Raw genomic sequence first — 26,238 nt, 5'->3', positions numbered from 1 at the left:
CCACTGACCGGCCGTACAACGGGGGACACGTCGAGAACGACGAGAACACACGGGGGTGTTCTTACCTTGACCGAAATCATCGAACGCACCACGGACGCACCGAACTCAGCCGAAACGTCGACCGGAACAGACGCACAGGCGGGACCGGACCGGGCCGCCGCCGGATCGGGCGAACTGGCGCCCTACATCGCGCCGTTGACGGTTCCGCCCGTCCTGCGGCCCGGCACCGACGACGTACGCGAGGAGACGGAGATCGCGCTGCGGCCCACCTGGCAGCGCCTGCACCCACAGCTCCCGCCCACCCTCATGTGGGGGTACGAGGGCTCGGTGCCGGGCCCCACCATCGAGGTGCGGCGCGGGCAGCGGATCCGGATCGCCTGGACGAACCGCATCCCGAAGGGCAGCGAGTACCCGGTGACGGCGGTGGAGGTGCCGATCGGGGCGCCGAACCCGAGCACCCGGCCCGGCCGTGACGGCGTGCCGCCCAACGCGGACGTCGCCGCGCTGCCCGCCTGGTCCGTGACCCACCTGCACGGAGCGCAGACCGGCGGCGGCAACGACGGCTGGGCCGACAACGCCGTGGGATCCGGCGACGCCCAGCTCGCCGAGTACCCGAACGACCATCAGGCCGTGCAGTGGTGGTACCACGACCACGCCATGAACATCACCCGGTGGAACGTGCACACCGGCCTCTACGGCACGTACCTGATCCGCGACGACGAGGAGGACGCACTCCAACTCCCATGCGACGAACGGGAGATACCGCTGCTGCTCGCCGACCGGAACCTGGACACGGACGCCGACGGCGCGCTGAACGGCCGGCTGCTGCACAAGACGGTCGTCGTCGACCCGAAGAACGCGGAGACCGGCAAGCCCGTGACCCTGCCGTTCACCGGCCCGTACACCACCGTCAACGGCCGGATCTGGCCGTACGCGGAGGTCGACGCTGCATGGCACCGCTTCCGCCTGGTGAACGCGTCGAACGCCCGCATCTTCGACCTGGTCCTGATCGACGAGCACGGCCGGCCGGTGCCGGGCGTGCTCCACCAGATCGGCAGCGACGGCGGGCTGCTGCCGCGCCCCGTGCCGGTCGACTTCGACGCGGCGCTGCCGACGCTCACGGTCGCCCCGGCCGAGCGGATGGACCTGCTCATCGACTTCGGGGCGCTCGCCGGGCGGCGGGTGCGACTGGTCAACAAGGGGCCGAACCGGGCGCCGGGGCTGCCGGACGTGCCGGGCAACGTGCCCTATCCGCACGTGCTGGAGTTCCGGGTGGACGACAACTGCGCACCCGATTCGTTCGCGCTGCCCGAGGTGCTCTCCGGCTCCTTCCGGAAGCTGACACACGACATCGAGCACGGGCACCGGCTGATCGTGCTGACCCCGCCCGCGACCAAGGGCGGCGGCGGACATCCCGAGATCTGGGAGATGGTGGAGGTCGAGGACCCCGCGGGCGTCCGACTCCCCGCCGACGGCATCATTCAACTCGTCAATGACAAAGGCCAGTTGAAGACGTACCGGCGGATCTCCCGGACCTTCAACGACGGGCTCGGCTTCACCGTCGCCGAGGGCAGCTACGAGCAGTGGAGCTTCCTGAACCTCGCGGTGAACCCGCCGGTCGTACACCCCATGCACATCCACCTGGCGGACTTCCAGATCCTCGGCCGCGACGCGTACGACGCCGCCGGCTTCGACGTGACCGTGGGCGGCACGGTCGCGCCGGTCACGTACGACCCTGCGACCGTGATCCCGTTGCCGCCCAACGAGCAGGGGCACAAGGACGTGTTCCGCGCCCTGCCCGGGCAGATGCTGCGCGTCATGGGCAGGTTCGACGGGGCGTACGGCCGCTTCATGTACCACTGCCACCTCCTCGAACATGAGGACATGGGCATGATGCGGCCGTTCGTCGTGATGCCCGAGGAGGCCATGAAGTTCGACCACGGGGCCGGCCACGGCGGCGGCCACGGAGGCCACGCGGCCTAGACGGTCGCGGGACCGGTCGCGGGATCGGTCGCGGGATCCCCGGTGGCGGTCCGGCTGCGCGCCGGGGCGCTCCGGGCGATCCCGAAGCCCGTGTATCCGCAGATCACCGCGAACACGGCGCCCAGGTAGCAGAGGAACGCGTACGGCGCGTACGAGAGCGTCGCGACGCCCAACGTGGTGGACATGTACATCCCCGCCTCGCTCCACGGGACCAACGGCACCATCACCGTGCCGGAGTCCTCCAGGGTGCGGGAGAGGTTCTTCGGCTCCAGGCCGTGGCGCGCGTAGACCTCCTTGAAGCCCTCGCCCGGGATGAGGATGGTCAGGTACGAGGTACCGGTGGCCAGTGCCACGCCGATCGACGAGCCCACCGTCGCCAGGACGATGCCGCCGGTGCGCCGGACCCGCTTGAGGAGGCGGGCCATCAGGACGTCCATGCAGCCGGCCTCGGTGATGATGCCCGCGAAGGCGAACCCGGCGAGGCCGATCAGGACGACGCTCGTCATCGAGGCAAGGCCGCCTCGGTTCAGCAGCGTCTGAGCGGCGGCCGGAATGGAGTGCGCGTCGAACCCGTGGGCCGCCAGCATGTCGACACTGAAGCCGTCCGACGCGGCCGTGCTCAGATCGCTCAGCGAGAAGCCCTGCACCACGCCGCCCAGCACCGCGGCGACGACCGACGACAGGATGATCGTGGGCAGCGGCGGCTTGCGCAGTACCGCGCCGACCAGGACCACCAGCGGCGGCAGGAACAACAGCGGGCTGAACGTGAACGCCTTGCCGAGAAAGTCGAGAAGCTCCTCCGTGTCCTTGTTCGTGCCCGCGGTGGAGCTCGGGTGCTGGGTCAGACCGAGGAGGAAGTAGAGGACCAGCGAGACCAGTGCGGCCGGCACCGTCGTGTAGAGCAGATGCCGGATGTGCGCGAAGAGATTGGCGCCCGCGACGACCGGCGCGAGGTTCGTGGTGTCCGACAGCGGTGACATCTTGTCGCCGAAGTACGCGCCCGCGACGATCGCGCCCGCCGTCATCGGCAGCGACGCGCCGAGACCGCCCGCCACGCTGATCAACGCCACACCGACCGTGCCGACCGAACCCCACGACGTCCCCGTCAGCGTGGAGACCACCACGGTGACCAGGAACGACACCACGACGATCCAGTCCGGGGCGATCACGCGGAGCCCGAAGTCGACGATCATCGGGATGGTGCCGCTGATCATCCAGGTGCCCGTGAGCATGCCGATGGATATGAGGATCAGCAGCGCCGGCATCGTCGAGTCGATCTTGCGGCGGATGCCCGTCAGCATCTCCTCCCAGCTCACCCCGAGCCATAGGGCGAAGGCCCCCGCGAACGTCGACGCGACGATCAGCAGGATCACGGGGGCGAGATCCAGGACGACCGTGCCGGTGACCAGGAGCGCGATCATCACGACGACGGGGGTGAGGGCCTGGGCGAAGGTCGGCACGCGACGGGGTGTCTCTGCCGGAGCGGACGGTGTCTCTGCCGGGGCGGACTCGGGCACGGGTCACTCCTTTCGGAGTATTCGGGGTATTCGGAGTGTTCGGCGTATTCGCGTTACTCGGAGTATTGGGCGGTGTCGGGGGCAGGGCGGGGCGGCCCGTCGGCTGTCCCGGCAGGCTGAACTGTCATGTGGGTCAGGTGAGTTGGCGGAGGTGAGCCGGTTCGGTCACGGCGTGTGCGGCGACCGGCCCGGCCGACCGAGGCGTACGGGATCGACCAGACGGACGAGATCGTCCGCGGGGAGCGCGGGGGCGTGGTGGCCCCGGACGCCGGTCGTCGGGAGGGCGGCGAGCAGGGCGCCGAGAACGGCCTCCTCGGTGGCGTCGGCGGCCGCCCGGAAGAACAGGTCGAGGAGCGGGCCGTCCTCGGCCAGGGCCGTGGCCCGGCGGACCGGGCCCGACGGGGAGTGCGGGACGCGCTGCGTCGTCGACCAGGCCAGCGCGTACTCCCCGCTGCCGTGCTGGACGATGCCGCCGGTCCGGGCGAGGCCGACGGTCGTGCGCCTCGCGATGCGGCGCAACTGACGGGCGTCGGCCGGGGCGTCCGTGGCGACGAGGACGACACAGGAGCCGGCGCCGCGCGCGAACTCGGCCTGCTCGCGCGCCTGTTGAGGAGTGAGGGTGCGGCCCACCGGCACGCCGAGCACGGTGAGGTCTTCGGCCAGGCCGAAGTTGGCCAGGACCAGGACGCCCAGGGTGAAGCGGGTTCCGTCACCCGCGTCGACGAGGCGTGAGCTGGAGCCGATACCGGCCTTCCAGCCGAAGGAGACCATGCCGGTGCCCGCGCCCACGGCCCCCTCGGGCACGGGGCCGCCGGACGCCGCGGCGAGCGCCTCGACGATGTGGTGCGGGCGTACGTGCAGGCCCCGGATGTCGTTGAGCCAGCCGTCGTTGCACTCGAAGACCGCCGGGTTGACGGTGCCGGTGGAGGTGCCGATCTCCGGGTGCCCGTCCAGCGCGTGCCGGGCCAGGCCTTCGAAGGCGGCGCCCACACCGAGGGTGTTGGTCAGCGCCAACGGGGTTTCCAGCACGCCCAGTTCGGCGATCTGGCTCAGCCCCGTCGCCTTCCCGAACCCGTTGACGACCTCGAGGCCCGCGGCCGGCTTGTCACGGAACACCGAGCCGGGTGCCGGGACGACGACGGTCACTCCGGTGCGCACCGACGGCTCCGACGACTCCGACGACTCCGCGTCATCGCGTACGAGCGTGACGTGGCCGACGCGGACGCTCGGCACATCCGTGAGGCTGTTCATCGGCCCGGTCGGCAGGCCGCCCGGTATCAGGCCCAGGTCGCGAGGGCGGGGCTGCCGTGTCACTGCGCGGTGCGCCCGGTACGCCTGGCAGGCCCGGTGTGCCCGGTGTGCCCGGTGTGCCCGGTGTGCCCGCTGTGGTGCGCGGCCGGCGGCTGACCGGGGCCGGAGTCGGCCTGCATGGCCTGCAGCAACTCCGTCTCCACCAGCGAGAGGTGAGCCCCCATCAGGCTCGCCGCGAGATCACCGTCGCCGTCCGCGACCGCTTCCGCCATCGCCTCGTGATCGGCAAGGGACGTCTCCGTGTGCGCGGGCCGCGACGTGACGCCGCTGCGCAACACGATCACCTGCTGCTGCACCAGCCACACCTGCTCGGCGATCCGCGGGCTGTGCGCCGCCTCCATCAGAGCCCGGTGGAAATCCAGGTCCAGGCTGTAGGGGAGCTTGCGGCCCGTCTCGTGGGACTTGCGGGAGCGCTCGCACACCTTGAGCAGGCGGGTCACCTCCCGCTCCTCGCGACGGTGCGCGGCCATCCGCGCCGCCGCGCACTCCAGGGCCGAGCGCAGTTCGAAGAGCGCCGCGACGTCCTCGGGGCGGGCGGCGAAGACCACGGCGCCCTTGTTCGGGACGTGCGCCAGCAGGCCCTCACTGACCAGCTGCCCGATGGCTTCGCGCAGCGGGCCCCTGCTGATGCCCAGATCGCGGGCGATCTCCACCTCGTTGAGACGGCTGCCGGGCGGCAGTACGCCGGTGAGGATGCGCTCGCGCAGCATCTCCACGATCTGTCCCGCCAGGCCGCGGTGGACCAGTCCGGTCACGGGAACCTCCAAGGAGCGAGGGGCCGGTTGGGGGCGCGGGCTCCGAGGCCCGCGAACTGTCGACAGTCAACGGTAAAAGTGTTGACAGACGACAGTGGACAGGCGGACAGGGTCGGCTGTCAACGGTTTCCGCTGATCGTCTTCTTCTGCGGACAACTGTCGACACCGGGTGCCTGAAACTGATAACTGTCGACAGTTCGAAAGTCTGCGAAGACCGCACGAACCGCATCGAGAGACCGATCGAACGAAGGGGACGAGCATGACTGCCGTAGACGCGACTGCCGTAGACGCGACCGCCGTAGACGCGACCAGCGCAGACACGACTGCCGTAGACGCGACTGCCGGAGACGTGACTGTTGGAGACGCGAGGGAACCCGGCGCACCCGAGCGGGAGGCGTATCCCGTGCTCGCCGAGGTGTGGCGGGGTGACTTCCTGGAGTCCGTGCACCACGGCGCCGTCGTGGTCCTCGGCGCCGACGGCCGCCCCGTGCTGGCCGCGGGCCCTGTCGACGTTCCGATGTACCCGCGCTCGTCCAACAAGCCGCTGCAGAGCGCCGGGATGCTCCGCGCGGGCCTCGACCTCGACGGCGAGCTGCTCGCCCTTGCCTGCGCGAGCCACTCCGGCGAGGCCTTCCACCTCGACGGAGTACGGCGCATACTCGCGGGCGCCGGACTCGACGAGGACGCCCTGCGCTGCACCGCGGCGCTCCCCATCGGCGCGGTGTCGGGGCCCGCGCACCTGGCCGCCGGGCTCGGCCCGACCCGCATCACCATGAACTGTTCGGGCAAGCACGCCGCCATGCTGGCCACGTGCGTCGCCGCCGGCTGGTCCACCGACGACTACCTCGACCCCGGGCACCCCCTCCAGCGCGCCCTGCAAGACACCCTGGAGGACCTCGCAGGCGAGAAGTCCACGGCGGTCGGTGTGGACGGCTGCGGCGCGCCCCTGTTCGCGCTCACCCTCACGGGCCTCGCCCGCGCCTTCGCCCGGATCGCGACCGCTCCGGCGGGCAGCCCCGAAGCGCGGGTCGCCGCCGCGATGAACGCCCACCCCGAGTACGTCGGCGGCACCGGCCGTGACGTCACGGACCTCATGCGGGCCCTGCCCGGCGCCGTCGCCAAGGACGGGGCCGAGGGGGTCTACGCCCTCGCCCTGCCGAACGGGTCGGCCATCGCGCTGAAGATCGCCGACGGCGGTCAGCGGCCCCGGCCCGTCGTCATGACCGCGGCTCTGCGCCACCTCGGCGTGGACGTCGACTCCGACCCGCGGCTGTCCGCCCTCACCGAGGCGCCGGTCCTCGGGCACGGTGAACCGGTGGGCGCCGTCAGGCCGTCGGCGGTGCTCACCGAGTCGACCGGCTGACCTGCGCGGACGCCGGGGCGGACGCCGGGGAATTCGAGCGGGGTCCGGCACTCTCACTCGTTCGGGGATCGTCGCGGGAGGGCATGGAGGGTAGGGCTGTGGCCGGAGCGAGTGACCCAGGGACCGGAGGCGGCGAGCCATGGAACACACCGTGTTGCGTCCCAAGCCCATGCCGGGCGCACCGGGGCGCGCCCCCGGGAAGCCCGGCCAGGACCCCCGGCCCGCCCGGCGCCCGCATGCCGCGCGGCGGCGCGGCAGCCGCCTGTTCAGCCTGCTGACGGGCCTGTTGTTCGCGCTGGTCCTGGTGCTGGCAGGAGTGGGCCTCGGCACCGTCGGCGCCACCGTCATCGGCATGAGCAGACTGGCCGAGATGCAACAGAAGGCGGCCGCCGGGACTCCGGCGAAACCGTCCCCGCGCGCGAACGCATCGGCGCCCATGAGCGCGTCGGCACCGGCCCCGGCGCGAGCCGTCGCGCGGGGCAGCCTCGGCCTGGAGGTGGTCGACGCGCCTAAGGGGCCCGGCGCACTCGTCGTCGCCGTGCACGTCCCCGGACCCGGGTACGCGGCCGGACTGGTGCGCGGCGACATCCTGTTGAGTCTCGGCACGGCGGGCATCGGCTCGGCCGGAGATCTCGCGGCTGTCGTCTCGGATGCCCGGCCGGGACATCAGCTAACTATGACGGTGCGTCACATCAATGGTGTGCGGCAGGCGTTGGCGGTGATTCCAGGTGTGGTGACGTGACGCCGGTCCGGTTCGGTCAAGACGGGTTCAGACCGTGCGGAAATGCGTCGTCAACCGCCGCTCGTCGTCCAGTACATGGAAGGCCAGGCCCACCGGCGCCTCCCGGTCTGCGAACTGCTCGCCCTCCCACGGCATCCGCAGCGTCCACGTCACGCCGGGCCCCACGACCAGCGGCCGCCCGGCGAACGTGGTCGCGGCCGGGGTGTGTGCATGGCCCGTGATCACCGCGACGATCTCCGGTCGACGCTCCAACAACCGTGCCAGAGAACGGGGTTGGGACAGTTGGTAACGGTCGGGCAGCCGGTGGTGCAGGGCCAGGGGCGGATGGTGGAAGGCGATCAGGACGGGCGTCTCGCCGTCGAGCGCGTCGAGCTCCTCCTCGATCCAGGCGTACGTCTCGTCGTCCAGGGTTCCGTCGTCCGCACCCGGGACGCTGGAGTCGCACATGAGCACGACCGCGCTGCCTACCCGGTGCGCACGGTTCACCGGGCCGTCGCCTCCCGGTTCGCGCAGCAGGGCCTTGCGGTACGGGACACGGCTGTCGTGGTTGCCCGGGCAGGGCAGGACGGGGAACGGCGTCGCCGGGTCGTGCAGCCCGAGCAGTCCGGCCGCCTCCTCGTACTCCGCCTCGGCGCCGTGGTCCGCGATGTCCCCGGTGACCAGGAGCGCGTCCAGCGGGCCCGGCAGTGCCCGCAGATGGTCCAGTACGCGGCGGGCCCGCTCGGTGGCGCGCGGGGAACCGTCGAGATGCAGATCGCTTATCTGGGCCAGCACGAGCATGGCGTACGTCCTTAGAAGAGTCGGCCTCGGTCCTTAACGGATAGTGGCGATCTAACCATTAGGTCTAATGCCACAGCAATGCCCTTCCATTAATGGCTCAATCGCTGATGCCGCACGCGCGCGTGACCGTACGACGGACGGAGTGACGGAAGTGATGGACGGAGCGATGGCCGAGGCGATGGCCGGGGGCGGACTCGCGCCGTCCCGCGCGGCCGGGCAGGATGCTGCCGTGGACTCCGTGGCCCGGTGTCCCCCTTGTTCTCAACGTTCTTGTTCTCGACGTTCTTGTTCTTACGTAACGGAGGCCCGGCCATGACGACCGGCACGCCCGCGCCCTTCTGCGCCACCGACTACAAGGCCCGTATGGACCGTGCCGCGCAGTCCGCGGCCGACGCCGGGCTCGCGGGGGTGCTCGTCGCGCCGGGACCCGACCTGGTGTGGCTCACCGGGTACCAGGTGCCGGCCGACACCGAGCGGCTCACCCTCCTGGTGCTCGCCGCGGGGCAGGAGCCGACCCTGATCGTGCCCGCCCTGGAAGCACCCGACGCCGCCAAGGCCACGGGCGCGGGCGCGATGACCCTGCGCGACTGGACCGACGGCAGGGACCCGTACGAGATCACCGCTCCGCTGCTCAGGTCGAAGGGGGACTCGGGTCGCTTCGGCGTCAGCGACAACGCCTGGGCCATGCACCTGCTCGGTCTTCAGCGCAACCTGCCCGACACCTCGTACGTCTCCCTCACCGAGGCCCTGCCGATGCTGCGCGGGGTCAAGGACGCCGCCGAGCTGGAGCGCCTCGCAGCCGCGGGTGCCGCCGCCGACGCTACGTACGAGGAGATCAAGAAGGTTCCCTTCGCAGGGCGCAAGGAGATCGACATCTCCCGTGAACTCGCCGACCTGCTCGGGCGGTTCGGGCACGAGCAGGTCGACTTCACTCTCGTCTGCTCCGGTCCCAACGGCGCCAACCCGCACCATGCGCCGGGCGACCGCGTCGTCCAGGACGGCGACATGGTCGTCCTCGACTTCGGCGGTCTCAAGCACGGCTACGGCTCCGACACCAGCCGTACCGTGCACGTCGGCGAGCCCACCGACGAGGAGCGGCGCGTCCACGACATCGTGCGCGAGGCGCAGACCGCGGCCTGCGACGCCGTCCGGCCCGGCATCGCCTGTCAGGACGTCGACCGGGTCGCCCGCAAGGTCATCACCGACGCCGGGTACGGCGAGTACTTCATCCACCGCACCGGCCACGGCATCGGCGTGTCCACGCACGAACCGCCGTACATGGTCGAGGGCGAGGAGCAGCCCCTCGTCCCCGGCATGTGCTTCTCGGTCGAGCCCGGCATCTACCTGCCCGGCCGCTTCGGCGTCCGCATCGAGGACATCGTCACCGTCACCGAGGACGGCGGGAAGCGCCTCAACTCCACCGCCCGGGACCTGGCGATCGTGGGCTGACCGACGATGCCGCCGACGCCGGAGCAGCCCACCGCAGCGGCGGTGCGCCGCCTTCTGGGGACACTGCTCCCGGACAGCGGCGGCGCCGAGGTGCGCCCTGTGACCGAGGGCGGCGAGCACTCCACCTGGTGGGTGGGCACCCGGCATGTACTGCGGATCGCCCCCGACAGGCCGGTGTCGCAGCGCCTGCGCCGTGAAGTGCGGCTGCGGGACCTGCTGCGCCCCTACGTAGGCGTCGCCGTGCCCGCGTCCGTCGCGGCGGGGGAGTGGGCGCCCGGCCTCGCCTACACCCTCGACACCCGGCTGTCCGGCGAGTCCGCTGAGGTCCGCGACGTCACCGCGGCCGGCGAGGAGGATCTCGCGGGGCTGCTCACCGGCCTGCACGCGGTGCCTGCCACCCGGGCCGTGCCGCTCGGCGTCCCGAAGGTGGCGCCGCGCTCCCTGAAGAACCTGCGGCGGACGGCCGAGGCCGCGGCCGGCATGCTCGCCGACGCGGACGAGTTCGAGGCGGCGAGGCTCGCCCAGCTGACGCCTCAGGCCGTCGCCCAGCTCGGTCCGCAGTCGGACGCGGTGCTCGTCCACCACGACCTGAAGGGCGAGCATCTGACCGTGTCGCAGGACGGCCGTGTGCGCGGCGTTCTCGACTGGGCCGACGCGGTGGTCGGTGACCCGGCCGAGGACATCGCGGGGCTCGCGATCGCGGTGGGCGCGCGGGCGGCGGTGCGCTCCGCGACGCTGGCCGGGTACGGGCCCCGGGTCTGTCTGCGGGGCCTGTGGCTGGCCCGGTGCGGCGCCCTGGTGCGGCTCGCCGACCGGCTCTTCGGGCCCAACACCGACAGTCCCGTGGCCCTTTTGCGGGCCCAGCTGGAGCGGGCCTGGGAGCCGATCCTTTTGGAGCTGGTGTCGGAGGGCTGAGCTGGTGCGCGGCTTCTCGTCCTCCGGGCGGTCTCGTCGCCGGGTGCCGCCCGGTGGGGGCCGGTCGCGCAGTTCCCCGCACCCTTGAGGCGGCGAGCACGGGCCCTCTGAGATGGCGCACGAAGTGCGCCTCTCAGGGGCGCGGGGAACGGCGCGAGAAGTCCACACCGGGCCGCACCCGACGACGAAACCTCATCCCCCTACGGCGCGACAGCGACCACGCACGACTCCGCCGGGACCGTCAACGCCCCGTCGTCCCCGGGCAGTTGCACCGGCTCCCATGCCGCGAGGACCTGGGCCACCGGCCGCCCCAGCGGGATCGACACCGGCCGCCCCGACAGGTTCACCGCCACCCGGAGGTCGCCCCGGCGGTACGCGATCCAGCGGGCCTTCTCGTCGTAGGCGACCTTGACCGCCGCCAGATCCGGATCCCGCAGGTCGGTGCGGGCGCGGCGCAGGGCGATCAGGTCGCGGTACCAGGCCAGTACGCGCGCGTGGTGACCCGCTTCCGGTTCCGACCAGTCGAGGCAGGACCGCTCGCGCGTGGCCGGGTCCTGCGGGTCCGGGATGTCCTTCTCCGCCCAGCCGTGCGCCGCGAACTCCCGTCGCCTGCCCGTGCGTACGGCATCGGCGAGCGCCGGGTCGGTGTGGTCCGTGAAGTACTGCCACGGTGTGCTCGCCGCCCACTCCTCGCCCATGAACAGCATCGGTGTGAACGGGCTCGTCAGGACCAGCGTGGCCGCGCACGCGAGCAGGCCCGGTGAGACGGTGGCGGCGAGCCGGTCGCCCTGGGCGCGGTTGCCGACCTGGTCGTGGGTCTGGGTATAGGCGAGCAGGCGGTGCGCCGGGATGCGGGCGCGGTCCACGGGGCGGCCGTGGTGGCGGCCGCGGAACGTCGAGTAGGTGCCGTCGTGGAAGAAACCGCGCGTCAGCGTCTTGGCGACGGCGGCCAGTGGCTCGCGCGCGAAGTCGCCGTAGTAGCCCTGCTGTTCACCGGTCACGGCCGCGTGCACGGCATGGTGGACGTCGTCGTTCCACTGCGCGTGCAGGCCGAGGCCGCCGTCGGCGCGGGGCGTGATGACGCGTGGGTCGGCCAGGTCGGATTCGCCGATCAGGAACAGCGGGCGGCCGAGCCGGCCCGCGAGCTCGTCCGCGGCCGCCGACAGCTCCTCCAGGAAGGGCAGGGCACGCTGGTCGTGCAGCTCGTGGATCGCGTCGAGGCGCAGACCGTCGATGCGGTAGTCGCGCAGCCAGGCCAGCGCGCTGCCGAGAAGAAAGGCGCGCGTCTCGTCCGAGCCCGGCGCGTCCAGATTCACGGCGCTGCCCCACGGCGTGTGGTGCGTGTCCGTGAAGTAGGGCCCGAACGCGGCCAGATAGTTGCCCGCCGGGCCCAGGTGGTTGTGCACGACGTCGAGGACGACACCGAGACCGAGCTCGTGCGCCGCGTCGACAAAGCGCTTCAGCGCCTCGGGGCCGCCATACGGTTCGTGCACGGCCCACAGACTGACCCCGTCGTACCCCCAGCCGTGCCGGCCGGGAACGGGACACAGCGGCATCAGCTCGACGTGCGTGACGCCGAGTGCGGCCAGATGGCCGAGTCGAGCCGCGGCCGCGTCCAGCGTGCCCTCTTTCGTGTACGTGCCCACGTGCAGCTCGTACAGGACCGCTCCGGTCAGATCACGCCCCGCCCAGTCGCCGCGCCACTCGTGCTGCTTGTGGTCGACGACCGCGCTGAGCCCGTCGGGCCCGTCCGGCTGGCGGCGCGAGCGCGGGTCGGGCAGCACGGGACCGTCGTCCAGCGCGAACCCGTACCGCGTCCCGTCCTGGGCGTCGTCCCGCCCCGCCCACCATCCCGCACGGTCCGGATCGCGCTCCAACGCGCGCGTGGCGCCGTCGCAATGGAGCGTGACTCGCTCGGCCTGTGGTGCCCACACCTCGAACTGCACGGTCGGTTCCCCCTCGTAGCCGGATGTCTGCCGACAGTGACGACGCGTCCATGGTGCGTCAGGCGTGATCGTTCCGCCGGGAATTCACCACTACTGGTTCCGCACTTTTGTAAGTCCGGGTTCTGGTGCGGCCGGTTCTTCACGAGGCCGTTTCCTTGCGAGGCCGTTTGTTCGCGAGGCCGGGGTCCGGTCACACCCAGTGGACCCGCTTCTGCGTCACCGGGTACCCGGCCTTCTTGAAGTTCGCCGCCATGGGGAAGTTGCCCTCATCCGTAGCAGCGTCGATGGCATCCGCGCCGCGCTCGACAAGGAAGTGCGTCGACTCGGCCAGAAGGTCGTACGCGTAACCATGTCCGCGCTGCTCGGGCACCACCCCGATGAAGCCGATGCAGGGCCCCGTCCGGTTGTACGCGGGCACATGAATACCTGCGAGTTCCCCGTCGGGCGTGTAGGCCAACTGCAGCCACTCGCGCGGCGACGGACACCAGTGGAAGAAGTCCAGCTCTTCCTGCGCGGCCTGATCAATACCGCCCTGCTCGATAGCGAGCAGGGCGTGCGCGTCGAGCGTCACCGAGTGCACGCGGCGCAGCACGTCCAGGACGACGGCGTCGTCCGGCTCGGGCCGGAACTCCAGGCGCCCCGGCCGCTCCGGCAGACCGTTCTCCGGTGTCCAGCGGTAGCGGAAACGCTCCACAAGGAGGCGCATACCCGCCCGCCGTGCCGCTTCCATGCGCGCCTCGGCGGCCGCCCGCGCTTCGGGGCGCTCCGTCCAGTCGGCGGGCAGGATCAACTCGTACTCGACGTCGTACGGGGCCTGCTCCAGCAGGGCGACACCCGCCTCGATGTCGTCGTCGGGCACGTCGAACCAGTTCAGGTTCACCGGCTTCTCGTCGTCCGGGCCGCCCCACCAGGCGGCTCGCGCGACCACGCGTCCCGCACGCAGCGCCACCCACGTCCAGGCCGGGTCGTAGTCGCCGCCCTCGGCGACGGTGCGGTAGTCGACTCCGGTGATGACGCGGCCGACCAGGCCGGGATCGTCCATCGCGCGAAAGAGGTGGGCGTCGTCCTCGGTGAGGGGGCGGACCACCAGGTCGTCCGGCGCCTTCGGTGCAGAGGTCAAGAACTCTCCTTCTGGGGCGGCCTGTTCGTGGCCGCGGCCGGGCGAACGTAACAGCGGGCACGCCCGTGACGCCCCTCTTTTTCTGGACACTCCGGCCGCACTGCCCGACAATCACAGGCGTGACGTCCTCTTTTGAACACCACACGTACCCGGCGCGGCTGACCGACGCCGAGCGGGATCGTGCGCTGAAGGTGCTCAGGGACGGCGCCGCGCTCGGACGGCTCTCGCACGACACGTTCGTGCGCCGCATGGAGCTGGCGTTCGCCGCCCGAAGGCCCGCCGAACTCGACGCGCTCACCGCCGACCTGCGCCATGAGAACCGCTGGTCGCGGGCGGTGCTCGGCGCCGTGGGCGCGGTCTCCGGATTCACCGTACGACTGCGCAGGGCCTGGACCGTCGAGCGGCTGCCCAAGCTGCTGCTGCCCCCGCAGGGCAACCCCTACCCCCTGCGCATCGGCCGCGACCCGGCCAACGGACTGCGACTCAGCCACGACACGGTCTCCCGGGTGCACGCCGAGCTGACCCGCCAGGGCGGCATGTGGGTACTGCGTGACCTCGGCTCCACCAATGGGACGTCCGTGAACGGGCGCAGGGTGACCGGCGCCGCCGTCGTCCAGGACGGCGACCAGGTCGGCTTCGGCCACATGTCGTTCCGGCTGTCCGCGAACTGAGCCCGGCTGTCCGCCGACTGACCGTTCCCGGCATCCCGTTCGGGTGGATGGCGCCCCGTACCAGGTGAATCGCGGGCCTCGCCGTGTCGATGCTTTCACCGGTGCGGGGCGACTGCCCGCGCGCTCCTGAACGCGAGGAACGAACGGTGACATCCATGGCTCTTGTCTCGGTCCCGGCTTCGGCCCGGAAGGTACGCACCGCCCTGCTGGCCCTGGCGGCCGTCGGCGCCCTGCTCGGCACGGCGGCCGGCACGGCGCAGGCCGCCCCGCGGCAGACGCCGCCCGGCAACTGGGTCCACGTGGCCGTCATGCAGGGCGACTCCGCTGTCGGAGCCGTCAACGACACGCTGCTGCGCTGCTCCCCGAGGGCGGCGGGCAGCCACCCGCACGCCGCGCGGGCCTGCGCCGAGCTGGCGCTCGCCAAGGGCAGCATCGCGGAGATCCGCGCCGTGGAGACGTCCTGTCCCATGATCTACAAGCCGGTCACGGCATTCGCCTACGGAATGTGGAACGGCCGCCGCGTCGCCTACGCCCGCAACTTCGCCAACGAGTGCGCGATGACCGCCTCCACGGGATCGCTGTTCGCGATCAGCTGACGCACAGGACCGGCCGCCCCACGCCTACGGGTCCGGCTGATCCGTGGGATCACCCCTCCTGGGCGTGGCGGACCGCCGCGATCGTCGTCCGTGCCTGGTGCTCGATCTGGTGGGCCACCGGCACCCAGCGCGCCCCGAACCGGTCCGCGTACACCTCGCACCAACGGGTGACGAGCGCGTCGAGGCGGGGCGTGGCCGGATCCTGGGCCTCCTCCAGGACCCGCAGCAGCATCGCGGCGGCCCGCAACGGGAGGCGCCGGGCGAACGCGTCGATGCTGCCGACGTACGCCATCGTCGCGTCCGGCGGCGGCGGTTGCAGCCAGTCGTCCGCCAGACCCGGCACCAGGCTCAGGGCCCAGCGGGCCGCCCGCAGCAGCGGTCCCGTGGTGTCGGGCAGGCGGGGCAGGGTCTCCATGAGGATCTCCTCCACGAGCCTGGTGTCCCGGCTCAGCCGCGCCGAGATGCGCCGCAGCGCCCGCTCGGGCGCCGGATGCGGCGCCGGGTCGTCCACCAGGTCGCTGGCCCACATCGGCACCTCGACGATCGCCGTGGAGCCGCCGTAGCGGTGGGCGTGGTGCCAGGTGGAGTGCCGGGCGTCGTCGGGCAGGCTCGGGAACGCGGCCTGTACGTCGGGGTCGGGCATCACATGGACCCCCGGCCCGGACGTCGGCCAGCCCGCCGCGTCCGACGCTCCTGTCTCCACCGGTATGTGCAGCTCGGCAGCCGACTTCGCGAACGCCTCCGCGAGCCCCGGAATGTCCCGGGTCAACTGCACCCAGCTGCCACCGAGTTCGGTGCCGTGCAGTGACACCTGGAGGTAGGGCCGCAGCTCGTCGATGACGCCGGTGAGCGTCGTCGTCTCGGGCGGCAGTCGGTCCGGAGGGAGCACCGACGGCGACCACTCGGGCTGCTCGGGGCCCGCGGGGCGGAAGAAGTGCCGGTGGTACTCGAGCAGGGTGCGCGGAGCGGGTGTGCGGTGCAGAGAGGCGCCGTCCGGGTCGGCGCACAGCAGGAAGTGCCACGACCTGTCTGCTCTCAGCGACGGTTCGTGCAACGCCTGTTCGGCCAGGTGCAGCGCAGTGAGGCCGCCCGTCGGTTCGTTGGCGTGCGCGCCCGCGACGATCAGGACGGTGCGCAGGTCGTGCCCGACGGACAACAGATGCAGGGGGCGGCCGGCACGCGACGTGCCGACCTGGCGTATCCGGCACAGGTCGGGTCGGTGGGCAGCCAGCTCCCGCGCTGACTGGGCCAGTTCGGCCGAGGTGGGGTACCGCTGATCCGTCAGATGACTCACCCCCGTTGGTGCTCCCGGCGTCAGCACCCGCAGTACCCCACGCCCGGCCGCACCTGTCAAGAAGGCGTGTAGCGCGGCTCATTGCTGGTGCAGGCTACGCCTCGCGCGCGGGCGGCGCGTCTCGATGACGGTCCCGGACAGCGTGAAGCGTGCATGGAGGTGCCGCGGCACGCCCCCCCCGGGGCCTCCGCGCGGCTTCGGAGCCGGGACCCGCCGGACGCTTCCTGCCGGGTGCGCGGCGCACGGCCACGGACGCCCGACCGCCCTGCGCGCGAGGCGCTGTCGTCACCCGTACGGCCGTACGAGGACTGCGGGCCGGCGCCCCCGGTGGTGCCCTGGGAAGAGTCGCGCGCAGCAACCGGTGCGCATACCGGCTCAGAGGGGAGCCCCGCGGTGCTGTGCCCTTCAGGCCCGGCCATACGTCCCAGCGCCCCGGGCCCGCACGCGCGCCGCGCCCCCGCGCCGCCGCCGAGCCTCGCGGACCCGGACGTGGCCCGCGACCCGTACCCGCTGTATCGCACCCTGCGCGACGCCCACCCGCTCTTCGAGGACGAGCCCTTCGGCGCGTGGCTGCTGAGCCGCTACGTGGATGTGCGTGCGGCGCTGACCGACCCCCGCATGGTCGCCCCACCCTCCGGCCGCGACTCCGCCCACCTGGAAGAGGCCACACGTACCGCGCATCACGCCCTTGCCTCCCCGGCCCTGCAGGGGCGCGCGCTGGCCGCATTGAAGGCGGGCGCGGACCGTACGGCCCATGTACTTGCCCGCCGCCTCAGCAGTCGACGGGAAGCCGACCTGGTCGAGGAGTTCTGCCACTGGCTGCCCGCCGCCGCGGTGGTGGCGGCGCTCGGCCTGCCCCACGAGGACACCGCCCGCGTCACCGACTGGTGCCGCACCGGCCCGGCCCGCCGCGGCGCCGTCCCCGCCGGTCTGGGCGTCTTTCTGCGGCCCCACGTCGTACGCCGCCGCGCAGAGCCGCGGAACGACCTCCTGTCGGTGCTGTGCGCCGCGCGGGCCGACGGGCGGCCGCTGTCCGACGACGCGGTCACCGGTGTCGTCGCGAACCTGCTCGACGCGGGCGGCGAAGCCACCGACCGGGCCCTGGCCTCGCTCCTCGCCAACCTCCTGGACCATCCGGCACAGCTCGCCCTCCTGCGGTCGAGACCCGACCTGGCGGGCGCGGCCTGGGCCGAGTCGCTGCGCCACGACCCGGCCGTGCACATCGTGCTGCGCCGCGCTCTCGCGCCGGTCGCGGTGAGCGGCGGCACGATACCGGCGGGCGCCACCGTGGCGTGCCTGGTCGGTTCGGCGGGCCGGGACGCCGACCGGTTCACCGACCCCGACCGCTACGACATGTTCCGCGCGGCACCCGGGCGGCAAGCGTTCGGCGCGGCCCTGAGCGAGGGCCTGTGCACTCAACTCGCGCGCCTCACCGCCGAATCGGGCCTGTACGCCCTGCTCGACGCGCTGCCCGGCGTGTCCTGGGCGCCCGGGTTCCGGCCCGTCCCCGAGGGGCTGCTCACCCGGTCTCCTGCCGCTCTTCACGTACGTCTGAGCTGACGTCTGAGCCGACTTCTGAGCCGACCTCTGAGCCGACCTCTGAGCCGACCTCTGCGCTGACTTCGGACCGGACGAGCAGTGCCACCGGCAAGCGCCCGAACAGGTCCGCCACGCGCGCCTGGCCACTGAACTTCCGTTCGGAGTCGAGCAGTTCGGTCCACTCGCCCTCCGGGAGCCTGAGTTTCGTGTCCCGCCATCCGCCGGCCTCGGCCAGCCGCAGGGACAGCCGGGTCACCGCCACCACCACACGGCCCGAGCGCACATAGGCAACGCAGTGCCCCTCGGCCGCCCCCTCCGCGGACAAGGGTTCATAGGCCGCCGCGCCACCGAACCAGTCCGGGTGCTCCTTCCGAAGGCGCAGGGCCGCCCTCGTGAGTGCCGCCTTCTCCTCGGAGAGCGCGCCGCGCTCCTTCACGTCGAACGACGCGGGCTTCCGGTTGTCCGGGTCCACCAGAGCGCGGTACTCGTACTCGGTCCCCTGGTACAGGTCCGGTACGCCCGGCATCGTGAGGTGGGCCAGGGCCGCGCCCAGGATGTTCGCCCGCACGTGGGGCGCAAGCTCCGCCATGAAGCGCAGCACCTCGTCTCCCGGCGGGCCGCACGGCCCGGACGCCACGAAGGCCCGCAGCGCGCTTTCGTAGGCGGCGTTCTGCTCCGTCCACGTGGTGAACAGGCCCGCCTCGCGCGCGTGCTTGAGCAATGCTTCCTGAAGCCGCTCCGGGTCCGCGGGGCCGAGTCCTGCCACGGTCTGCCAGGCGGCCCACGCCAGTTGCGGGTCCGGGGCGCTGGTGCTGCCGCCGTGGGCGGTCCGCTCCGTCACCCGGGCCAGCAGCGTCTCCCACCGGTCGGGGCACTGGGTGAGCGCCGCGATGCCCGCCCGGACATCCGCGCTGCGTTTCGTGTCGTGGGTCGACAGCACCGTCGACGTGTACGGCCAGGCCCGCTGCACACGCGCGCAGTACGCGTGGAACGCCCCGGCCGGGACCGCCGGGCTACGGGGACAGCCGCCCACCTCCAGAGCCGACAGGAGCGGCGTGTGCCGGTAGAACGCCGTGTCCTCGACCGACTTGGCCCGCAGCGCCGACGAGGTCTGCGCGAACCGCGCCCGGAACGCCGTGTGCCGGGGGCCGTCACCGTGCCGGCCGAGCGCGAGACCCCGTACGGCGTCGACAGCGCGAGCCTCCTCGGGCACCGTGAACACGGCTTTCGCGTCGGCCGCGTCGGAGGCCGTCAGGACCGTCTCCGGATCGACGCCCCCCGCCACGTACGGCCGGTACACCGGGACGCGCACCAGCAGCTCGCGCAGGGCCGTGCGCAGCGCCCAGGGAGCGTGGTCGCGCAGTTCCGGCGTCAGGGCGCACAGCTCGACCGCCTCCCGGGTCAGCCGGTCCACTTCGGTGGCCAGCTCGTGCGTGACGACCCGGAGGGCGGCGCGGCGCACGGTCGCCGCCCACTGGCCGCCCCGGTCGGCCGCGACGTCCGTGAACCGGCGGAACAGGCCGAGGAGCTCATCCGCCCCCGCCGGGTCGGTGAACAGGCCGTCGATGTGCCGCAGCGCGTCGTAGCCGGTGGTGCCGGCCACCGGCCAGGCGGCGGGCAGTTGCTCGTCGTCCTCCAGAATCTTCTCGACGACGGTCCACCGGCCGCCGGTCGCGTCGCTGAGCCGCCGCAAGTAGGTGCCCGGGTCGGCGAGCCCGTCGGGGTGGTCGATGCGCAGACCGTCGACGACGCCTTCGCGCAGGAGACGCAGGACGGTCGCGTGGGTCGCGTCGAAGACCTCGGGGTCCTCCACGCGCACCGCGATCAGGTCGGAGATCGTGAAGAAGCGCCGGTAGTTCAGCTCCGTGCGCGCCAGCCGCCACCAGGCCGGGCGGTACCACTGGGCGTCCAAAAGCTCCGGCAGCGGCAGCGTACGGGTGCCCTCGCGCAGGGGGAACTCGTGCTCGTAGTAACGCAGTACGTCGCCGTCCACCTCGAAGTGGGGCAGTTCGTCGCCGATGTGATGAGCCAGGACGGGCATCAGGACCCGGCCGTCCTGCGCCTGCCAGTCGATGTCGAACCAGCGCGCATACGGGGACGACGGTCCGTCGCGCAGTACTTTGTACAGCTGCCGGTTGTGGCGCACGGCGGCGGCCATGTGGTTGGGCACGATGTCCACGACAAGGCCGAGCCCGTGCTCGTGGGCCGTCCGGGCGAGTGCCCGCAGGCCGTCCTCGCCGCCCAGTTCGCCACGTACGCGTGCGCTGTCCACCACGTCGTAGCCGTGGGTCGAGCCGGGCACGGCCTCCAGGACCGGCGACAGATGCAGATGGGAGATCCCCAGGGAGGCCAGATACGGGACCGCGGCCGCGGCCGCGGCGAAGCCGAGATCCGGTTGCAGCTGGAGCCGGTAGGTGGCCGTCGGGTGCTGAGGCGTCATGCGAATCTACTTACCCCCACCGCCGCCTTTCGTGCGTTCACCACATGCGGGCGGCGCGTCGCGTGTCGTTAGCGTCATCCGATGAACAGCAAGCCCAGCACGCCCAGCACATCCACCACGCCCAGCTCAGCTGTGAAAGCGCCCAGCGCGCTCGATACGTACCGTCAGGTGATCGCGGTGACCGGCCGGCTGCTTCCGGTCGTCTCGTTCTTCGGGCGGCTGCCCGTCGCGGTGATTCAGTTCGGCAGCGTGCTGCTGGTGACCCGTACCAGCGGTTCGCTCGCCACCGGCGGCACCGTCGCCTGCGCCCTCGCGCTCGGCCAGGTCGCCATGGGGCCCTTTGTGGGGCGCCTGGCCGACCGGCACGGCCAGCGCCCGGTCGTGCTCGCCTTCGCGCTGCTCAACTCCGCCGCCATAGCCGCCTACACGCTCGGCGCGCTGTACGGCCTGCCCACGCTTCTCCTGGTCGCTCTCGGCATCCTGGCGGGCGCCACCGTGCCCGGTGTCGGGCCGCTCGCGCGCGCCCGCGGGGTCGCGCTCGTGCGCCGCGAGGGGGCGGACGAACGGGTCGTGAACGCCGTCCTGTCGCTGGAGTCCACCATGGACGAACTCTCCTTCGTCCTCGGCCCCGCCTTCATCGGCATCGCCTCCGTGGTGGCGCACCCCGCCTACGCGTTCGGGGCCGCAGCCCTGCTGGTCGCCCTCTGCGGCGCCGGGTTCGCGCTGCACCCCACGGCCACCGCCGCCCCCCGTACCGCGGCGGACGCGCGGCCACGCGCGCGGGGCGACCGGGCCCGGATGCCGCGCCAGGTGCACCTCGTGCGCGTCGGACTCGTCCTGCTGGGCGTCCTCCTGGGCGGCTGCGGCGCCGGGATCACCGCGCTGACGCAGGAACTGGGCCACGAGGACCAGGCAGGCCTCGTCTACGCCGCGATGGGTGTCATGAGCGCCGTCGTCGGCCTGTCGATGGCCGCTGTGCCCGAGCGGCTCGCGCTCCCCGTCCGCTGGCGCGTCGCCACCGGCGCGGCCGCCCTCCTCTCGCTGCCGCTGACCGTCACCCACACCATGCCGCTCCTGTACGCCGCCGTGACCGTCTTCGGCGCCCTCTTCGCCCCGAACCTGATCACCGGGTTCGGGCTCACCGAACGGGCCGTGCCCCGCGAACGGCTCGCCGAGGGCATGACGGTCGCCGCGAGCGCCTTCGTCGGCGGGCAGGCCGTCACGCTCGCCGTGGCGGGCCGGCTCGCACAGGCCCACGGGCCCGCCGTGGCGTTCGCGGTGGGCAGCGCGGCGGCGGCCCTCGCCTTCGTCGTCGCGCTGCGCGTACGGCCCCTCCAGGCACTCTGAGGGCAGGCCCTACGCGGGCCGTCGCAGCACCGTGAGGCTCCGGCCGGCCAGCATCAGCCGGTCGCCCGCCTGCACCTTCTGGCCGTCGTCCGCGGGCAGCCCGCTCGGCAGCGCCGTGTCGACGACCGCCTGCCACTGACGGCCGTGATCCACCGGCACCACGAACTCCAGCTCCTCCGGTGAAGCGTTGAACAGCAGCAGGAACGAGTCGTCCATGATGCGCTCGCCGCGCGGGCCCGGCTCCGAGATCGCGTTGCCGTTCAGGAACACCGAGAGCGCGCTGGCCTGCGCCGCCCCCCAGTCCTGCTGGGTCATCTCCTCGCCTTCCGGAGTGAACCAGGCGATGTCCGACAACTCGTCGTGCGTGCCCTCCACCGGGCGGCCGTGGAAGAAGCGGCGCCTGCGGAACACCGGATGCTCGCGGCGCAGCCGCACCATCGCGCGCGTGAACTCCAGGAAGGGCTCGGGCGGGGCGTCGGAATCCGCCCATTGCACCCACGCCACCTCGTTGTCCTGGCAGTACGCGTTGTTGTTGCCGCCCTGGGTGCGTCCGAACTCGTCGCCGTGGCTGAGCATCGGCACGCCCTGCGACAGCATCAACGTAGCGACGAAGTTACGCATCTGGCGGGCCCGGAGATCCAGTACGTCCGCGTCGAAGGTCGCACCCTCGGCGCCGCAGTTCCACGACCGGTTGTGGCTCTCCCCGTCCCGGTTGTCCTCACCGTTGGCGTCGTTGTGCTTGTCGTTGTACGACACCAGGTCGTGCAGGGTGAAGCCGTCGTGGCAGGTCACGAAGTTTATGGACGCCAGAGGACGACGGCCGTCGTCCTGGTAGAGGTCCGAGGAGCCGGTGATCCGGCCCGCGAACTCGGCGAGCGTGCGCGGCTCGCCCCGCCACAAGTCCCTCACGGTGTCGCGGTACTTGCCGTTCCACTCGGTCCACAGGGGCGGGAAGTTGCCCACCTGGTAACCGCCCTCGCCGACGTCCCAGGGCTCCGCGATCAGCTTCACGCGGGAGACCACCGGGTCCTGCTGCACCAGGTCGAAGAACGACGAAAGTCGGTCCACCTCGTGGAACTGCCGCGCCAAGGTGGCGGCCAGGTCGAAGCGGAACCCGTCGACGTGCATCTCCTCCACCCAGTAGCGCAGCGAATCCATGATCATCTGGAGCACGTGCGGGGACCGCATCAGCAGCGAGTTCCCGGTCCCCGTGGTGTCCTCGTAGTAGCGCGGGTCCTCGGCCAGCCTGTAGTACGACGGATTGTCGAGGCCTTTGTAGGACAGCGTCGGGCCCAGGTCGTTGCCCTCTGCCGTGTGGTTGTAGACCACGTCGAGGATGACCTCGATGCCCGCCTGGTGCAGGGCCCGCACCGCCGACTTGAACTCCAGTACCTGTTCGCCCCGGTCGCCCCATGACGCATACGTGTTGTGCGGGGCGAAGAAGCCGATCGTGTTGTAGCCCCAGTAGTTGTTCAGGCCCATGTCGACCAGCCGGTGATCGTTGACGAACTGGTGGACCGGCATCAACTCCAGTGCGGTGACGCCCAGTTCGGTGAGGTGATCGATGATCGCCGGATGCGCGAGCGCCGCGTACGTGCCGCGCAGGTCCTCCGGCAGGGCCGGGTGCCGCATCGTCAGGCCCTTCACGTGGGCCTCGTAGAGCACCGTCTCGTGGTAATCGGTGCGCGGCGGGCGGTCGTCGCCCCAGTCGAAGTACGGGTTCACCACGACCGACGCCATCATGTGCGGCGCCGAGTCGAGGTCGTTGCGCTCGTCCGGTGCGCCGAACGGATATCCGTACACGGCCTCCGTCCAGTCGATGCGCCCGCTGATGGCGCGCGCGTACGGATCGAGGAGCAGCTTCGCCGAGTTGGTGCGCAGACCGCGCGCGGGCTCGTAGGGACCGTGCGCACGGTAGCCGTACCGCTGCCCCGGCATGATCCCGGGGAGGTAGGCATGCCGGACGAACGCGTCGGATTCCCGTAACTCCACGGCGGTCTCCGACCCGTCGTCGTGCAACAAGCACAACTCGATTCGGTCCGCGGCTTCCGAGAAGACCGCGAAGTTCGTACCGGCGCCGTCGTACGTGGCGCCGAGCGGATACGCCTGTCCAGGCCAGACCTGCATGGTGACGACTCTTCCACTTCCGGCCCGGCGGTCCGGGCGACATCAGTCAGTCTCTCCCCCGAAAGTGGCGGAACCACCTACGAGTTGGGTCCCTCTTACATGAAGACCACGTAATTCCGGTATGCCCGCGCGTGGGACTGCCGGGGAAGCAGGGGGTAGATGTGCGCGAGCTGGCTAGTAGACATCTCGGGAAGCTGGTGGCGACGGTGGCCCTCGCGGTCACGGGGGCCGCTGTGGCCGTCGCCGTGGGCCTGCCGGACGACGGAGGGGGCGCGGGGGGTGCGTCCCGCGCGGGGGCCGCGCAGCAGGACGCGGTGGCCCCGGCGGGCAAGGTCGAGGCAGCCCCCGCAGAGGGGGACAAGGGGGTCGGCAGGGACCCGCTCACCGACGCCGAGATCGACCGCGCCGAGAATCTCGCGGTGCGGAACAACGGCCTGCGGATGAAGGCCCGGGACGTGGAGGGCGACCGGGGGCCGCAGCACCTGTCGACGAACCTGACGGAGATCGACCCGGGCCTGACCGGCGCCGCCGCGGGACAGCGCCGCGCGGACGTCGTCTCCTACGACTACAAGAGCGACTCCGTCATCACCAAGACCGTGAACCTCGACACCGGCAAGGTGGAGGACACCCGGAGCGACCAGGGAGTGCAGCCGCCGCCCAGTCAGGGCGAACTGGCCGAGGCCACGCAGCTGTTGATAGCGAACAAGCTCGGTGCCGACCTGAAGAGCGACTACAAGGACGCCACGGGCAAGCAGCTCACGAAGGCGGAGCAACTGCATCTCAGCGGCATGGTGTTCCGCAAGACGACCGTCGCGAAAGTCCCCTCCGGCCTCACCGCCTGCGGGAAGCACCGCTGCCTGCGCGTCGTGGTCAAGGTCAAGAACGGGCCGTGGATCGACACCCGCGCCCTCGTCGTCGACCTGAGCGACCGCACGGTCGGCCGCCTCGCCTGAGAGCCGTCCCGGCACCGAACCCTCCACATACTCCTCCTGCACAAGGGAGCCCTTCCGTATGCACGTCAACAGAGTTCAGCGCGCCGGCAGACGGCCCGCTGCCGTCCTCGCCGGCCTTTCGGTCGCCACGCTCCTGGGCACCGCTCTCGCCACCGCCCCTTCCGCCACGGCGGCCCCGCCGCAGGCGCCCGCGGCCGCCGGCCCGGCCTGCTCGGCCGCGTACCAGATCGAACAGACCCTCGACGGCGGTACCACCTGGCGCATGTGCTGGCACTACAACACCCTCTCCGGACTCGTCCTGGACGAGGTGAGCTACCAGCCCAAGAGCGAGCCGAAGCCGATCCGTGTCCTCACCAGTGCCCGGCTCGCGCAGGTCCATGTCCCCTACGACGACGGGGAGGCCGAGTACGACGACGTCACCGGCACCGATTTCGGCCAGGCCCTGCAGAACCTCAGGCCGGCCGAGTGTCCTGGTGGCACCATCAAGACGGTCAAGGTCCCCGACCGGGGCAATGTGACGGGACTGTGCACGACCACGCGTGCGCGCGGGCACGCGTACCGGCTCAATGACGACGAGTCGACCGGCGGCAGCGGCAAGCTGTACAGCGCCCAGGGCAAGGACCTGCTCGTCTACACCGTCAACAAGGCGTCCTGGTACGAGTACATCACCGAGTGGCGTTTCTCCTCCGACGGCACCATCACCTCCAACATCGGTGCCACCGGCAGCCTCTCCCCGTACGACTACAAGGGCACCGACGGCAAGGGCTGGCCCATCGGCAAGGGGGCGAGCGCCTACGCCGAGAGCCACAGCCACAACGTCTTCTGGCGGCTCAACTTCGGCCTCGACGGCTCGAACAAGAGCAAGGTCGAGCAGTACGACTCCAAGGTGACCCCGCCGCGCGGCAGCGGTTCGCCCACCACGAAGACCACCAGGACGCCCGTCACCAAGGAACTCGCCGGTGACGTGAAGGACCTGCGCTGGTGGCGCGTGGTCTCCACGGCCGGCAAGAACAAGGACGGGCACCCCAGGTCCTACGAGTTCGTGCCCGGCCGCTCGGCCAAGTTCCTCGGACGCCCGTTCACCAAGCACGACGTGTACTTCACCGAGTACAAGAAGTGCGAGCAGTACGCGAGCGACAACCCCGCGGCGAGCTGCGGTGGAACAAGTGTGGACAAGTGGGTCACCGGTCAGGCGCTGAACCATCCGATCGCCTGGGTCAACGTCGGGTTCCACCACATCGCCCGGGACGAGGACCAGCAGCCCATGCCGGTCCACTGGCAGGGCTTCTCACTGGCTCCCAGGGACGTGACCGCTATGAGTCCGCTCACTCCCGCCGACCTGGCGGACCAGAACGGCGTGCCCAGAAACGGTAGTTGAGAAACTCGCATC

The 26,238-nt window shown here is 71.6% G+C and carries 20 protein-coding genes; 11 read left to right on the top strand and 9 right to left on the bottom strand.

From position 1 onward, the window contains the following. Positions 1-66: 66 nt before the first annotated feature. Positions 67-1,983: an O-aminophenol oxidase PhsA gene (gene phsA, locus ACIREE_RS20135; protein WP_404153612.1), complete on the top strand. Its 1,917-nt coding sequence runs from the start codon at positions 67-69 to the stop codon at positions 1,981-1,983. Here the strand turns inward: phsA and nhaC are convergent. The 3 genes from nhaC to ACIREE_RS20120 all read right to left on the bottom strand — a co-directional run bounded on the left by nhaC (position 1,980) and on the right by ACIREE_RS20120 (position 5,566). Next, positions 1,980-3,500, bottom strand: a complete 1,521-nt coding sequence (nhaC, locus tag ACIREE_RS20130; RefSeq protein ID WP_404153609.1) for a Na+/H+ antiporter NhaC — start codon at positions 3,498-3,500, stop codon at positions 1,980-1,982. The two genes, phsA and nhaC, sit on opposite strands and share 4 nt — an antisense overlap. A 165-nt stretch (positions 3,501-3,665) precedes the next feature. Then, positions 3,666-4,751, bottom strand: a complete 1,086-nt coding sequence (locus ACIREE_RS20125; protein ID WP_404153606.1) for a P1 family peptidase — start codon at positions 4,749-4,751, stop codon at positions 3,666-3,668. Positions 4,752-4,810: 59 nt separating this feature from the next. After that, on the bottom strand, positions 4,811-5,566 hold the full coding sequence (locus ACIREE_RS20120; RefSeq protein ID WP_404153603.1) for a GntR family transcriptional regulator: 756 nt from the start codon (positions 5,564-5,566) through the stop codon (positions 4,811-4,813). A 349-nt stretch (positions 5,567-5,915) separates the two neighbouring features. Between ACIREE_RS20120 and ACIREE_RS20115 the strand changes: the two genes are divergently transcribed. Beyond that, positions 5,916-6,929, top strand: coding sequence for an asparaginase (locus tag ACIREE_RS20115; RefSeq protein WP_404153600.1), 1,014 nt, complete (start codon positions 5,916-5,918; stop codon positions 6,927-6,929). 139 nt (positions 6,930-7,068) lie between these two features. Beyond that, the gene (locus tag ACIREE_RS20110; protein ID WP_404153598.1) at positions 7,069-7,671 is read left to right on the top strand and encodes a PDZ domain-containing protein; all 603 of its coding nucleotides are present in this window, start codon (positions 7,069-7,071) and stop codon (positions 7,669-7,671) included. 27 nt (positions 7,672-7,698) lie between these two features. Here the strand turns inward: ACIREE_RS20110 and ACIREE_RS20105 are convergent, their stop codons facing one another. Beyond that, a complete protein-coding gene (locus tag ACIREE_RS20105; RefSeq protein WP_404153595.1) occupies positions 7,699-8,451 on the bottom strand; it encodes a metallophosphoesterase in 753 nt (250 codons plus the stop codon). Between the two features lie 312 nt (positions 8,452-8,763). Here ACIREE_RS20105 and ACIREE_RS20100 point away from each other — a divergent pair, with 312 nt between their 5' ends. Together ACIREE_RS20100 and ACIREE_RS20095 are read left to right on the top strand one after the other, a co-directional pair. Further along, on the top strand, positions 8,764-9,900 hold the full coding sequence (locus tag ACIREE_RS20100) for an aminopeptidase P family protein (RefSeq protein ID WP_404153592.1): 1,137 nt from the start codon (positions 8,764-8,766) through the stop codon (positions 9,898-9,900). 6 nt (positions 9,901-9,906) lie between these two features. Beyond that, entirely contained in the window at positions 9,907-10,815 is a 909-nt protein-coding gene (locus ACIREE_RS20095; RefSeq protein ID WP_404153589.1) for an aminoglycoside phosphotransferase family protein, read from the top strand. A 200-nt stretch (positions 10,816-11,015) separates the two neighbouring features. Here ACIREE_RS20095 and treZ read toward each other — a convergent pair whose 3' ends face one another. Then, positions 11,016-12,761, bottom strand: a complete 1,746-nt coding sequence (gene treZ, locus ACIREE_RS20090) for a malto-oligosyltrehalose trehalohydrolase (RefSeq protein WP_404153587.1) — start codon at positions 12,759-12,761, stop codon at positions 11,016-11,018. A 190-nt stretch (positions 12,762-12,951) separates the two neighbouring features. Beyond that, positions 12,952-13,803 carry a GNAT family N-acetyltransferase gene (locus ACIREE_RS20085; RefSeq protein ID WP_404154249.1) on the bottom strand — a complete coding sequence of 284 codons (852 nt, stop codon included), beginning with the start codon at positions 13,801-13,803 and terminating at the stop codon, positions 12,952-12,954. A 197-nt stretch (positions 13,804-14,000) separates the two neighbouring features. Between ACIREE_RS20085 and ACIREE_RS20080 the strand changes: the two genes are divergently transcribed. Further along, complete coding sequence (locus ACIREE_RS20080; protein ID WP_404153584.1) at positions 14,001-14,552, top strand: FHA domain-containing protein; 552 nt, start codon at positions 14,001-14,003, stop codon at positions 14,550-14,552. Between the two features lie 155 nt (positions 14,553-14,707). Next, on the top strand, positions 14,708-15,148 hold the full coding sequence (locus ACIREE_RS20075) for an SSI family serine proteinase inhibitor (RefSeq protein WP_404153582.1): 441 nt from the start codon (positions 14,708-14,710) through the stop codon (positions 15,146-15,148). 49 nt (positions 15,149-15,197) lie between these two features. On the opposite strand, the gene ACIREE_RS20070 is transcribed toward ACIREE_RS20075, so the two are convergent. Further along, positions 15,198-16,442, bottom strand: a complete 1,245-nt coding sequence (locus ACIREE_RS20070; RefSeq protein WP_404153579.1) for a M14 family zinc carboxypeptidase — start codon at positions 16,440-16,442, stop codon at positions 15,198-15,200. 393 nt (positions 16,443-16,835) lie between these two features. Here ACIREE_RS20070 and ACIREE_RS20065 point away from each other — a divergent pair, with 393 nt between their 5' ends. Continuing rightward, on the top strand, positions 16,836-18,002 hold the full coding sequence (locus tag ACIREE_RS20065) for a cytochrome P450 (RefSeq protein WP_404153576.1): 1,167 nt from the start codon (positions 16,836-16,838) through the stop codon (positions 18,000-18,002). Here ACIREE_RS20065 and treY read toward each other — a convergent pair. Continuing rightward, positions 17,962-20,421 carry a malto-oligosyltrehalose synthase gene (gene treY / locus ACIREE_RS20060; RefSeq protein WP_404153573.1) on the bottom strand — a complete coding sequence of 820 codons (2,460 nt, stop codon included), beginning with the start codon at positions 20,419-20,421 and terminating at the stop codon, positions 17,962-17,964. The genes ACIREE_RS20065 and treY overlap by 41 nt on opposite strands. An 81-nt stretch (positions 20,422-20,502) precedes the next feature. On the opposite strand from treY, the gene ACIREE_RS20055 reads away from it, so the two are divergent. Next, a complete protein-coding gene (locus tag ACIREE_RS20055) occupies positions 20,503-21,768 on the top strand; it encodes an MFS transporter (protein WP_404153570.1) in 1,266 nt (421 codons plus the stop codon). A gap of 9 nt (positions 21,769-21,777) precedes the next feature. Here the strand turns inward: ACIREE_RS20055 and glgX are convergent, their stop codons facing one another. Next, positions 21,778-23,895 (bottom strand): glycogen debranching protein GlgX, encoded by a 2,118-nt coding sequence (gene glgX / locus ACIREE_RS20050; RefSeq protein WP_404153567.1) that lies wholly within the window; start codon positions 23,893-23,895, stop codon positions 21,778-21,780. A 161-nt stretch (positions 23,896-24,056) separates the two neighbouring features. Here glgX and ACIREE_RS20045 point away from each other — a divergent pair, with 161 nt between their 5' ends. Then, positions 24,057-24,848: a Tat pathway signal sequence domain protein gene (locus ACIREE_RS20045; protein ID WP_404153564.1), complete on the top strand. Its 792-nt coding sequence runs from the start codon at positions 24,057-24,059 to the stop codon at positions 24,846-24,848. A 58-nt stretch (positions 24,849-24,906) separates the two neighbouring features. Continuing rightward, the gene (locus ACIREE_RS20040) at positions 24,907-26,226 is read left to right on the top strand and encodes a copper amine oxidase (RefSeq protein ID WP_404153561.1); all 1,320 of its coding nucleotides are present in this window, start codon (positions 24,907-24,909) and stop codon (positions 26,224-26,226) included. Positions 26,227-26,238 lie beyond the last annotated feature (12 nt).

This window comes from Streptomyces sp. NPDC102467 (assembly GCF_044765445.1).
Classification (GTDB): Bacteria; Actinomycetota; Actinomycetes; order Streptomycetales; family Streptomycetaceae; genus Streptomyces.
This window is presented reverse-complemented; position numbering and strand designations above follow the sequence as displayed.